The following is a 13,030-nucleotide window of genomic DNA, read 5'->3' as shown; positions in this document are numbered from 1 at the left end:
ACTCAGTCATGACCTGGAAGCCCACGAAGGACCCGCTGACCACGGCCACGGCCTGGACCGGGCAGGACGACACGGCGGTCGTACTGTCGGACAAGCGGGTGCTGGTGGCCGGCGGCGCGGACGCTACTGGGAAGGCGCTGGACAAGTCGGCGTTCTACGCGGTCGGCGACGACAAATGGACCGAGACCCTGCCGCTGACCCTGGCCCGGCGCCTGCACACGATGACGTTCCTCAAGGACGACGTGGTTCTGGTCGCCGGTGGGATCACCGGTACGGCGACGTTCCCGTCGGAAGGTTCGAAGAAGGCCGAGCTGTATGTCCCGAAGGACAAGAAGTGGGTCGGCACGACCGGTGACCTGAAGGTCGGCCGCTGGGGGCACAGCGCCGTCGTGATGTCGGACGGCCGGGTGCTGGTCACCGGCGGCCGCAACCGCCGTTCGCCCCAATCGCACGGTGCCTTGGCCTCGGCCGAGATCTTCACGCCCAGCGACGGCACGTGGTCCGACGCGGCGCCGATGATCGACGCCCGCAGCGGTCACCAGTCGATCCTGCTCAGCAACAACCTGATCCTCGTCATCGGCGGCAGTACGCCGGTCTCCGGTACGGCGGATGCGGCGCTCGCGTACTGCGAGTTGTACGACACCACGAAGAACACGTGGACGGCGACCGGGAGTCTCGCCGTACCGCGGACGCAGCACCAGGCCGTCGAACTGTCGGACAACACCGTGCTGGTGGTCGGCGGCCACTCGCCAGGTGGTCCAGGCGACGGCACGTTCAATCCGTTCAGTCTCCGGTCCACCGAGATCTACACGCCCGGTTCGGGGTGGACTCCGGGACCGGACCTGCCGTACGGGCGGAGTGGGCACCGTGCCGTCGCGCTGGCGGACAAGGAAGCATTGGTTGCCGGAGGCACCGATGGCGCCACGGCCGACATCGGCTATCCGAACGCCTTGCAGCTCAAGGCGGGTTCCTGGCAGCCGGCGGGTCAGCTGGCCGCCGGCCGGTTCGGGTTCGCCGCGGCCGCGGTCGACGGCAAGGTGGTCGTCATCGGTGGCGTCACCCGCTCCGGACCAGCTGCGGCCGAGCCAGGTAAGGACGAGCTGACCGCGACGGCCGAAGTCTGGAGCCCGGCGTGAGCGAGGACGGGTCCTACTACTCCTTCCTGCCCTTCCTGCGCACCGGGATCGCGACCAAGATCACCGGCGGTGCGGGGGCGTCCGGGCGGGCGACCATCCCGGTCGGCCTTCGGCTGCAGGCCGACGGTGGTGCACCGCAGGACATCACGCAGCCGGTCGAGCTGTACGGCCCCGGCGACGTGATCGGCATCGACCCGCGGGCGATCGTCCGGACCGAGCCGCGGCCGTGGGTCACCAACGTCGAGCCGAACTACCTGGCCCACATCGAGTTCTACGACGAGGACTTCCTCTGGCGGTACAGTCCGGCCGGGATCGACCCGGAGACCGGCCGGATCCGGCCGTGGCTGGCGCTGGTGGTGCTGGCCGCAGGCCCGGACGGCTCGGGCGGCGGCGAGTTCACCGATGGTGCCGTGACCGGCCGCCCGCTGCCGTTCATCACGGTCAGCAACCCCGCGGCGCTGCCGAACCCGGATAAGCTGGGCGCCTGGGCGCACGTCCATGTGAACGGTCCGCTGGCCGACAAGGTCCTTGCGGACAACAACGACGCCGCGATGGCTCGCTTCCAGGAAGTACTCCGGACGAACCCCGATCTGGCCTGCTCGCGGCTGATGTCGCCGCGGCACCTGTCCGCCAGTACCGGCTACCACGCGTTCCTGGTGCCGTCCTTCGAGGCCGGCCGGCTCGCCGGTCTGGGGCTGGATCCGCGCAAGACGCCGTCGGCGGAGTACCCGAGCTGGGGCGGTACCGACGGCAACTACGACCGGGCCGAAGCATCGAGCCTGCCGTACTATCACCGCTGGTACTTCAGCACCGGCACCAAAGGCGACTTCGAGGACCTCGTCCGGCTGTTGCAGCCGCGGGAACAGAATCCGCTGGTTGCCCGGCGCGACGTCGACGCGCACAACAAGCCGCATCCGCTGCTGCCGGGCGTCACGACGACGATTCCGGACTCGCCGAGCGGCGTCCTGCGGCTCGGCGGGGCGCTACGGGTCATCGGGACCAAGGACGACGCGTTCGACCAGTGGGACAAGACCAGCTTCCCGCAGCCGTTCCAGCGCAAGCTCGCCGACTGGATCAACCTCGGCGGTGACTACCAGGGGATCGGGGTGGTCGCGGCGCACACCCAGTACGGCGTCGTAGACCTGCTCGCCGACGACGACGACCCGATCGTCACGCCGCCGTTGTACGGGCGCTGGCATGCCCTGACCTCGCGACTGGATGTCGACGGTCCGCTCAAGCGCGCCTGGTTGCACAAACTCAATCTGGATCCACGGTTCCGGATGGCGGCGAACTTTGGCACCCAGGTGGTCAAGGAGCGCCAGGAGGAACTGATGGCGGCGGCCTGGGAGCAGGTCGGCGACGTGATCGCGGTGAACGCGAAGATTCGCGCCGCCCAGTTGGCCCGCCAGGTCGCCGGCCGGATCCAGACCAAGCACCTCGAGGAACCGGCCGCGAACGCCCGCGCGGCCACACGCTCCGGGCGGGCGCTGACCCTGACGGCGCCCGCCCACTCCCGCGTCACCACTCAGGTCCCGGGCGGGGCCGGCCTGAACGGTGCCGGCGGAGCCGGTGCCGTCGAGACCGTTGCCGTCGGCTACCACCTGGCCGGCAGCCGGGTGGCGGCCGCGCCGGTGTCGGCGCCGATGCGCCGGATGATGCGCCCGGGCCGGTTGATGCGGGCTCTCGACTTCGAGCACGCGCCGCCGCCTGCGGAGCTGATCACGCTGATCGACGAGGGCACGGTGGTCGCCGCGCCGCCCAAGACGGCGCCCGGTGGGCTGACCGCGGAGCGGCTGGTCAGCCACGCGGCCCAGTTCGCCGTCGAGACGGTGACCGACGATCGGCTCGCGAGGGCGTTGGCCGATGTAGCGCGCAGCTTCACCGAGGCAGCTGCCGGCGCGGAGGCGCCCGTGCGCCCCGAACTCGGGCTCGCGGCGACGACGGACGCCGTACAGGCTGGGTTGTCTGCGGAGGAGACGGTACCGCGGAGCCTGCTGAACGCGGTGCGGTTGCCGCAACGGTTGCGTCCGTTCGCCGACCAGTTCATCGAGGCGATGGCCTACCCGGTGTTCGACGAGCCGATGTACGAGTCGCTGCTGAAGCTGTCACCGGATCTGTTCGTCCCCAACATCGGGCTGGTCGAGCAGAACAGCATCACGCTGCTGGAGACCAATCAGGAGTTCATCGAGTCCTACCTGGTCGGCCTCAACCACGAGTTCGCTCGCGAGTTGCTGTGGCGGGAGTTCCCGACGGACCTGCGCGGTACGCCGTTCCGCCAGTTCTGGGACGTCCACGCGATTCCCGGTCCGGAGGGCGAGAGTGCTGAGGATCGCCGGGAGCGGCTCTACGACATCCCACCGGTCAACGAGTGGGTGCCCGAGTCGGTGCTCGGTGGTCACGATCATCGCGAGGCCACCAAGGAGAACGAGGACGAGCTGGTCCTGGTGATTCGCGGTGACCTGCTGAAGAAGTACCCCACCGCGGCCATCTACGCGCAGAAGGCGAAGTGGGAGCTGAACGGCACCGAGCCCGATCTCAGCCGGGAGCGCGATCTGGACACCGAGATCCGGACCCCGATCTACGCGGCCAAGGTCGAGCCGGACATCTACCTGCTCGGCTTCGACCTGACCGCGGCCAAGGCCAAGGGCGGACCGCAGCTGCCGGGCGAGCCCGAGCCCGGGGAGGCCGGCTGGTTCTTCGTGATCAAGGAACGGCCCGGCGAGCTGCGGTTCGGGCTCGACGAGAGCGAGGCGAAGAACGTCGAGGTCTGGAACGACCTGGCCTGGGGCAACGTCGACCCGCACAGCACTGGGTTCATCGAGCTGGCCGCGGACGTCACCGTGCGGCTGGTCGCGGCCAACGACCCGGGCGATCCCGATCCGGACGACGACGAGGACAAGGAAATCCAGAAGCTGGACGACGACGCACTGCCGGAGTGGAACTGGAAGCTGAGCTCCGCCGACCTTGCCTACATGTTGTTCCAGGTCCCGATTCTGATGGCCGTGCACGCCCAGGAGATGTTGCCCTGATGACTGAATCCCTGCCGGCCGCCGAACTGCCCGCGGACCGGTTGTCCGACAGCTACCCAGTGCTGCTCGGCCCGGTCCGGCTGGAGACCCGGTTCACCGAGACCCACCTGCTGGTCCGGGTGTTTCCCGACGAGTGGTCGATCGACAAGTTCGAGAAGCTGCCGACCGAGGCCGAGTTCGGCGCGGTGTCGGCGTACTGGACCGCTGTCTGGATGGCGGGTGGCGATCAGGCCGCGGTACAGGTGGCGTGGCGGCAGCTGACCACGCAGATCGCGATCGGCCGAGCCGGTTGGCTGGTCGGCGATCATCACCCGGCCAATCCGCAGGACCGGCCGACCACGACGGGGCCGGTCCTGGTGATCAGTACCCCGCAGGCCTTACCGGCCGCCGATCGGCAGCCGACGACGACGTACTGGACGTCGATCTGGCGCGCTCGCGGTGATCGCGACGCGATCCGGTCGGCCGACTTCGCTCTGCTCACAGCCGTCGGTCCCGCCCGGGCGGAGGCGATCCGTGCGCGTCGTCCGGTCGGGATCGACAACATCCCGGCCGGTGCCGGTGATGCGGTGACGGTGGCCTTCCTCGTGCTGCCGAGGCCGGCCGGGTTCGCGCCGTTCTCGTGGGCGCGGGCCGCCGAGGCAAGGCTGCTGCCGGATCGGTTCATGTTCATCGGGTTCATCGGTGATCGCCAGGTCTTCGCCTTCCCGGGCACCCCGCTGAGTCAGCAGCGGCTGGCGGTCAGCCCCGACCCGAAGACGCCGCGCGAGGACCAGCTTCAGATCGACAAGGACACGCGCGAACTGCATGTGCCGGACAAGCTGCTGTGGCTGACGAACTTCCAGCGCGCGGTCGACCTCGGGATGGGGATCCGGATCAAGCGCGAGGGTGACTACGCGGGTGGTGTCGACCGGCTGGTCGTGATCGGCCTGCGCACCGGCTCGACCCCCGAGTCGGAGGCCGCCGAGCTGGGGAGCCTGATCACCGACCAGCTCCGCAGCTCCGACGGTTTCTCGTTCGTCGCGCAAGGGACGCCGACCAACAACACCGAGGAGCGGTCCGCCGGACAGGTCGGCACCGAAGCGGCGCCGGCGACGATGCCCGCGTTGGCGACTGATGCGGCGACCAGGTCCGACGGGCAGTGGTACGCCGAGTTGCTGGGTCTCGACCCCGCCCAGGTGATGGCCGTCCCGAACGCGGACGGCACCGATCAGCAGGACGCGCGCGCGGCGAACACCGCGCTCTGGCCGGCCACTTGGGGCAACTTCCTCGCGACAACCCTGAACCCGATGCTGCCGGCCGCGACGGTCGAGCAGACCCGGCAGTTCTTCCTGCGCTCGGTGACCGGTCGCGGGCCGCTGCCCGCCGTACGGGTCGGACGGCAGCCGTACGGCGTGCTGCCGACGACTGCGTTCAAACGGCTGGCGTGGCCGGAGGGCGACTTCCGTTCCGGGCTCAAGCGCGTGGTGAGCACGATCGGCGAGGACTGGGATCGGGCCGCTCTCGACGTACCGCATCTCGACACCCCGCGGCAGGCGCATCAGTTGCTGCTCGACATCCTGGCGCTGCATCCGTCGTCGGCCGAGTTCCACCAGCGGTACTCGCGCAGTGCCGCCGAGATCCTGCGCGGCGCGAGTCTCGCCAGTCTCGAGCTCACCGGTCTTGATGAGCTTGCCGGTCCGGTCGAGATTCGCGCGCTGCTGCAGAGACTCGGGTACGCCGGTCCTGACCCTGATGTGATCGGCCGCCTGCCGCTGGAGACGCAGTACCCGTTGCTCGGGCCGCTGGTCGAGGACGGGCCGCTGTCGGAGACCAAGTCGCTGCGCAAGGACTACCTGACCTGGCTCACGACGTACGGCGCGAGCAACCTGGACGTGATCCGGCTCGAGGACGGTCTCGACGGGAATCCGCCGGCGGCGATCCTCTACCTGCTGCTGCGGCACGCCCTGCTCCTGGGGTGGGAGGACGCGGCCCGGCAGCTGGCGGCCCGCGCCGGGATCGACGTACCGACGGCTGATCCGGCGTTCATCCACATCACCACCGGTGCGATCCCGAGCGAGAGCCGGTACCGGACGCTGTACTCGCGCATCGAGGCGATCGACCCGGCGAAGACCATCGCCGAGTACATCCCGGATGTGCTGGACACGGCGACCGAGACCGCGCGGCTGCGTGAACAGCTGCAAGCGATCGGGCACCTGGCCAAGCTGCCGACGGCCAAGCTCGAGCGGGTCCTCACCGAGCATCTGGATCTGGCGACGTACCGGCTGGACGCCTGGCGAACCGGTCTGGTCACCGAACGTCTTGCCGAGCTGCGCTATCAAGCCGACGGGACCGTGAAGCGCGGCGTCCACATCGGCGCGTACGGATGGCTCGACGGTGTCAAACCACGTCTTCCCGCGTTGCCGAACAAGACGCTTACCGGTGAGCTGGCGAAGATCTTCACCGACCACGATCCGCGGCCGCTGCGCGAGGACACCAGCAACGGGGGCTATATCCACGCGCCCTCCATGAGTCACGCCACGACAGCCGCCGTACTGCGGGCCGGCTACCAGGCCAATCACAGTGCGACCGATCCCGACACGTTCGCGATCAACTTGACCAGCGAGCGGATCCGGATCGCGCTGTCGGTGCTGGATTCGATGCGCCAGGGCCAGTCGCTGGGCGCGGTGCTCGGCTACCGGTTGGAGCGCGGTTTGCACGACCTGTACACCGATGTCGAGCTGGACAAGTTCATTCTGTCGCTGCGTCAGCAGTTCCCGCTGCGGTCGGGCAAGCTGACGAAGGCGCCGGACGGTACGGCGATCGAGGTGCTGGAGGCGCGCAACGTCGTCGACGGCCTCGAGTTGATCCGGCATGTCGCTCCGCTGGGCCCCGAGGCCCTCTACCCCTGGGGTCTGCCGAAGCTGCGGCCGGCCAGCGAGACCCAGGCAGAAGTCATCACCGCGGAGGTCAAGAAGCTCATCGACGTCCAGGACGCGCTCGCCGACCTGGCCGTTGCCGAAGGCACCCATCAGGCGTTGATGGGGAACCCGGAACGAGCCTCGGCGACCTTGGACGCCTATGCCAAGGAAGGGCTGCCGCCGGATCCTGCGGTGATCAGGACGCCGCGCAGCGGTCACACGCTGACCCATCGCTTCGGTCTCAACCTGCGCACCGATCTCGATCCGGCCCAGCGGCCCACGCCGCGGGGGAAGGCCGAGCCTGCGGTCGACGTCTGGCTGCCGGACATCGTGCCGCCGGCCGAGACCGTGCAGGTGATCGTCCGGTGGAAGGCACCGGACGGTACTCCGAAGAGCCGGATCGTCAGCCAGTCCGACCTCGGGCTGTCGTCGATCGACCTGCTCTGGGCGCTCCGCCCGCAGAACGAGGGCGCGATGACCGACCTCGACGACAGGATCCTCGGCGCGGTCATCGCCCGCGACAAGCCACGGCCGGACGCCCGGCTGACGATCCACTACACCGAGCGGATCGAGAACAAGGTCACCTTCTTCGAGCTGTCCCCGCTCGTCGACGCACTGCGGACCCTGCTGACGACGTCGCGGCCGCTGCGATCCACCGACCTGACCCCGGCGGCCGGTGCCGCGACAGCCGGACGGTCCGCGGACGAGAACGTCGTACTGGACAAGGATCGGGTCGTGGCAGTGCTCGCGAGCCTCGGCCAGCTGCGGACCCGGGCGCAGACCTTGGAGGACAAGAACACCCCGCTGCTGGTCGAGCCGGTCCAGCGAGCCAAGCTCGTCGCCCAGATCGACAGTCTGCTGACGGAGTACGCCGGGCTTGGCGTCACCGCGAGTGGATTCGGGATGGTGCGGAGCAGTTGGGGCGAGCTGGCGCGCTGGCGCGGTGAGGTGTACAGCGAGGTTCTGGCCGCGGCGAACGTCGTCCACGAGCGGTTGAAGGGTTCGCTCAAGGCTGCCGACGATCTCCTGAAGACGTACGACGCGTTGCCGTCGAGCACATCCGACGATGCGCGGTTCCGGTTGCTGCTCCAGGTCGAGCGGCTCTTGCTCACCACGCCGGTGCCGGCCACCAGCCCGCTGGCGTTCCGTACCCGGCTCCGCAGCGATCGGTCGAACTTCGATCGGCGGCGCGGCGAGTACGAGGCGCTGGCGAAGACCACGGAGCCCACGCTCAGTGGTCTGCTGGCCGCGATCGACAAGCTGCCGCTCGCCAAGTTCGATGCCACCGGCATCGACCTGAAACCGTTCCAGGACCGGATCATCGGGTCCGCCACCGACCTGCGCGACCGGGCCAGGACACTGGGCAAGGAGATCGACGAGCGGACCAAGAACGCCGGTCTGGAGCTGGTCAAGTACGACGCCGCCGGGCCCGGTCCGGATCGGGTGCTGGCGACCACTGACGCGCTGAAGATCCTGCTCGGCGAGGACGTCCTCGTGATCCCGGAGTTCGGCGTACCGGCTGGTGTGCTCGACCAATGGCAGAACAGCAGGGACGAGAGCAAGCAGTTGCTCGCGCACCTGCCCAAGCTCGCCATCGACGACTGGGCGCACGGTGTGGCGCGGGTCCGGGAGAAGCCGCGCTGGTGGGAGCAGGTTGTGCTGCTCAGCGATGCGTTGCGTGGTGACGGCGGGCTGCTCGGCCCGATCGCCGGTTGGCGTGAGCCTGAGCTCACGCCGGTCCAACTGCCGTACCGCGACGAGGACGGTTGGCTGGGCCTCGAGTTCAGGGCCGACTACGACCTCAATGAGGACAAGCTGCTCTATACCGCGCACTACGCGGCCCGCTCGATGGACGGTGACCGGTACTGCGGTCTCCTGCTGGACGAGTGGACCGAAGTGATCCCGGCGGCTGTCGAGTCCAGCGGTATCGCCTTGAACTACGACGGGCCGGACTCGGAACCGCCACAGACCATGCTGCTCGTCGCGCCGCCGGTGCGCAGCGCCGACGGGAAGTGGAGCTGGTCCGATCTCGTCGATGCGGTCAACGACACCTATCAGCTGGCCAAGGTTCGTGCGGTGGAGCCCGCGCAACTGGACCGGACGGCGTACGGGCAGTTGCTACCGGCCACTGTCCTGTCGGCGACCCGGCAGCAGATCACCATCAGCACCGACCTGGCCACCGGCAATCTCCGCTGGAAAGCCGAAGCCCTGGGGGCCAAATGAGTGAGGAACCGCCCGTCCGCATCGACGAGATGGCGGCGGCGCTGCGGGACCGCGAGTTGCCGACCGTCGGACTGTGGAACCGGCTGGAGGGGCGACCGCGGACGACCGACTTCAGCCGGGCGTTGCGGGCCGAGGTCCGCGATCCGTTGTGGATGCTGAGCCGGCAGTGGCAGCTCGGCGAGTTCCGCGGATCCGACGGCGGGTCGCCGGTGACGGCCACCTATCACGTGGAGGTGACCACGCCGAGCCGGTTCCGTCCGGGCGACGGCGCGGTCCAGGAGCTGAAGCCGGACTATCCGCTGGAGTCGCGGGCCGAGCGGCGCAAGGTGCCGTTCACGATCGGTACCGACCGGATCTCCTACGACCTGCGGCTGGCGATCGGGCGGCGCTGGCTGAAAATGATCGGAGCCAATGACCTGATTCCGACGGTGCTCGGGCTCGGCGCCAAGTACGTCAAGCGGTGGCCGATCGCAGCACCGAATCCGGATCTCGATCTGGACAGCGCCCGGGTCGCGCATCCGGAGGTCTGGTCGGCGCAGCAGACGGTCGCGGGCCGGCGGATGGACGGCTACGAGCTCTATCTGCACTGCAAGAGCGGTGGCTTCGCCGACAACGGAATCCCCGGGCTGCTCACCAATATCCTCGCCGCGGCCGAGCTGCGGCGGCTCGGTCCGTTGCTGGTCGCGTGGTTCGATGAGCTGATTGACCAGCCCGTCGACAACGGTGCCTGGGATTCGAGCCGGCTGGAGCACCGGTTCTCCGTCGCCGCGCAGACGGCGACCGGCGAGCGGGTGCTGACCGCCGAGGAGTACCCCGGCGGTGACCTCGACTGGCATGCGTTCTCGATCGACTCCCAGGCCACACTGGGTGGCGCGGCGCCTCCGTCCGCACCGGTGACGACGACGGTGTTCCCGGCGCCGGTCCGGTTCTCCGGGATGCCGCTGCCGCGCTGGTGGGCCTTCGAGGACGGCCGGACGAACTTCGCCAGTGTCCGCCCGGACAGCACCGACCTCGCCCGGCTGGTCTTCCTGGAGTTCGCCCTCGTCTACAGCAACGACTGGTACGTCGTACCGTGTGATCTGCCCGCCGGAGCGATCGCCACGGTCCAGGGGCTCGCAGTGACCGATGTGTTCGAGGAGCGGCTGTGGGTCACGCCGGCCGGAGCCGGTGACGACGAAGACAAGCGCCGCTGGGCGATGTTCGGCCTGGACACCATCGGGTCCGAGCACGTCTCCGCCGACACCAGTCTCTATCTGCCGGCCACGGTCCCGAAGGTGAGCGAAGGGCCTACCCTCGAGGAAGCGCTGCTGGTCCGGGACGAGAACGCGAACATGGTCTGGGCGATCGAGCAGACCGTCCCGCTGGCCACGGGTCGCGGGCGGCGCGGAAGTGAGGTCGCCGCCGAGCGAACGGCGTACCGGCGCAAGTTCTGGCCAGAGGTCGAAGCGACCGGTCCACTGGCTCCAGTCGCCTACGAGACGATGAGCTCGGTGCCGGACCACTGGATCCCGTTCGTCCCGGTCCAGGTGGCCGGGAGCAACCGGACGATCCAGCTCCGCCGCGGCGCGATGCTCGGTATCGACGGTCAGCCGGTGCGTCCGCAGACCAGCCTGCTCCGCGAGGGACTGGTGGCGAACAAGGGCAAGTACCTCGTCCACGAAGAGGAGGTGCCGCGCACCGGCACCACTGTCACCACCGCCTACAACCGGACCCGCTGGCGCGATGGATCGGTTTCGCTCTGGCTCAGCGCCAAGCGTTCCAGCGGCCGTGGCGAGGCCTCCAGTGGCCTCGCCTTCGACCGTCTGGTCGACACACCGCCTAAACAGTGATCTGGGATCCCACGATGACGACCTGTTCGCGGGGGAGGTGGAAGTACTCCGCCGCGTCGGCGGTGATGCCGGTGGTGGCCAGGAAGATGTGCTTGCGCCAGCGGGGCATGCCGGGGGTGTCGCCCAGCTTGAGCTCGATGGCGGAGAGGAAGTAGGAGGTGTCGTCGGGGTCGACGGTCAGCTCGGTGCTCTGGGCGGCCGCCTGGGCGAGGATCTCGGGGACGTTGGCGTTCTCGACGTAGCCCAGGCGGGCGGTGACGTGGATGATGCCGTCGTCGGTGTAGCCGAGGTCGTCGACCAGGACGCGCTCCTCTTCGGGGACGTGCGGGACCGTGAGGGTCTCGATCGACAGGATGACCACGTTGCGGTGCAGGACGTGGTTGTGCTCGACATTGGCGCGCATCGCGAGCGGCACGGTGGTGTTGCCACGGTTGAGGAAGACCGCCGTACCGGGGACGCGGGTGATCGGGCGCTCGTGCAGGGTGTCGATGAACTCGCGGAGCAGGCCCTCCTCTTTCTCGCGCTTGGCCGTGACGAGCTGACGGCCCTGCTGCCAGGTGGTGAGCACGGTGAAGACGGTGACCGCGATCAGCAGTGGTAGCCAGCCGCCGTGGACGAACTTGGTCAGGTTCGCGGCGAGGAACAGGAGCTCGACGCTGAGGAAGAAGACCGCGCCGACGATGACCATCCACAGCGGCTTCCGCCACAGTTTGCGGACGAGGTAGAAGAACAGCAGGGAGTTGATGACGATCGTCCCGGTGACCGCCATCCCGTAGGCGAACGCCAGGGCGGCGGAGCTCTCGAAGGCGAACACCAGGGTCAGGACCGCGATCATCAGCGCCCAGTTCACCCACGGCACGTAGATCTGGCCGGCGCTCTCGGTCGAGGTGTACCTGATCCGCAGCCGGGGCAGGTAGCCGAGCTGGACAGCCTGGTGCGCGACCGAGAAGGCGCCGGTGATCACGGCCTGCGCGGCGATGACGGTGGCGGCGGTGGCCAGGACCACCATCGGGATCCGGCCCCACTCCGGGACCAGCAGGAAGAACGGGCTGGTGAAGCCGTTCGGGTCCTCCAGGACCAGGGCGCCCTGGCCGAGGTAGCTCAGGATGAGGGCGGGGAAGACCATGAACAGCCAGGCCCTGGTGATCGGCTTACGGCCGAAGTGCCCGAGATCGGCGTAGAGGGCCTCGGCGCCGGTGATCGCCAGGACGACAGCGGCCAGGGCGAAGAACGCCGTACCGAAGTGGCCGGTCAGGAATCCGATCGCGTAGGTGGGGGACAGGGCCTTGAGGATGCTCGGGTGCCGCACGATGCCGCCGATCCCGCAGACGGCGATCGTGATGAACCAGACGATCATGATCGGCCCGAACGAGCGGCCGATCCGGCCGCTGCCGTGGCGCTGCACGCTGAACAGGCCGAGGATGATCGCCGCGGTGATCGGCACCACCCACGCCGCCAGGCCCGGCTGGAGAACCTCGATCCCCTCGACCGCGGACAGCACCGAGATGGCCGGTGTGATCATCGAGTCACCGAAGAACAACGAGGCGCCGAAGATGCCCAGGGCGGCCAGCACGACGGTGGTCCGGCGGCCGCTCGACCCGCCGGTGCCGCGGATCAGGGTGATCATCGCGAGGATGCCGCCCTCGCCGTGGTTGTCGGCGCGCAGCACCAGCAGCACGTACTTCAGGGTCACCACGATCGTGACCGACCAGAAGACCAGGGAGATGATCCCGAAGACGTTCGTGGTGGCGGTCGCCACCGGATGCGGGTCACCTGGGTTGAAGATCGTCTGGATGGCATAGATCGGACTGGTCCCGATGTCGCCGAAGACGACGCCGAGGGCGCCGATCATCAAAGCGGCCTTGGCCGGGGTCCGTACCCCCGTGGTCTGGCTCGTCACGCTGAAGATTGAACCA

General features: G+C 68.8%; 5 protein-coding genes. 4 read left to right on the top strand and 1 reads right to left on the bottom strand.

The window, feature by feature from the left end:
* Nucleotides 1-8 precede the first annotated feature (8 nt).
* From ACFVWG_RS28790 to ACFVWG_RS28775, 4 genes are read left to right on the top strand one after another with little or no spacing between them, the layout of a single operon-like run.
* Nucleotides 9-1,136, top strand: coding sequence for a Kelch repeat-containing protein (locus tag ACFVWG_RS28790; protein ID WP_391546546.1), 1,128 nt, complete (start codon nucleotides 9-11; stop codon nucleotides 1,134-1,136).
* Nucleotides 1,133-4,165, top strand: coding sequence for a hypothetical protein (locus ACFVWG_RS28785; protein ID WP_391546545.1), 3,033 nt, complete (start codon nucleotides 1,133-1,135; stop codon nucleotides 4,163-4,165). The genes ACFVWG_RS28790 and ACFVWG_RS28785 overlap by 4 nt, the downstream gene beginning before the upstream one ends.
* Nucleotides 4,165-9,285: a hypothetical protein gene (locus ACFVWG_RS28780; RefSeq protein WP_391546544.1), complete on the top strand. Its 5,121-nt coding sequence runs from the start codon at nucleotides 4,165-4,167 to the stop codon at nucleotides 9,283-9,285. The genes ACFVWG_RS28785 and ACFVWG_RS28780 overlap by 1 nt, the downstream gene beginning before the upstream one ends.
* Nucleotides 9,282-11,114, top strand: a complete 1,833-nt coding sequence (locus ACFVWG_RS28775; protein WP_391546543.1) for a hypothetical protein — start codon at nucleotides 9,282-9,284, stop codon at nucleotides 11,112-11,114. The genes ACFVWG_RS28780 and ACFVWG_RS28775 overlap by 4 nt, the downstream gene beginning before the upstream one ends.
* Here ACFVWG_RS28775 and ACFVWG_RS28770 read toward each other — a convergent pair.
* Entirely contained in the window at nucleotides 11,104-13,014 is a 1,911-nt protein-coding gene (locus ACFVWG_RS28770) for a potassium transporter Kup (RefSeq protein WP_391546542.1), read from the bottom strand. The genes ACFVWG_RS28775 and ACFVWG_RS28770 overlap by 11 nt on opposite strands.
* Between the last annotated feature and the right edge of the window lie 16 nt (nucleotides 13,015-13,030).

This window comes from Kribbella sp. NPDC058245, from assembly GCF_042882005.1.
In the GTDB taxonomy this organism is placed as follows: Bacteria; Actinomycetota; Actinomycetes; order Propionibacteriales; family Kribbellaceae; genus Kribbella.
This window is presented reverse-complemented; position numbering and strand designations above follow the sequence as displayed.

Coding starts and splice junctions, on each gene's coding strand:
- ACFVWG_RS28790 (WP_391546546.1), top strand. CDS start 9: ATGACCTGGAAGCCCACGAAGGACCCGCTGACCACGGCCACGGCCTGG.
- ACFVWG_RS28780 (WP_391546544.1), top strand. CDS start 4,165: ATGACTGAATCCCTGCCGGCCGCCGAACTGCCCGCGGACCGGTTGTCC.
- ACFVWG_RS28775 (WP_391546543.1), top strand. CDS start 9,282: ATGAGTGAGGAACCGCCCGTCCGCATCGACGAGATGGCGGCGGCGCTG.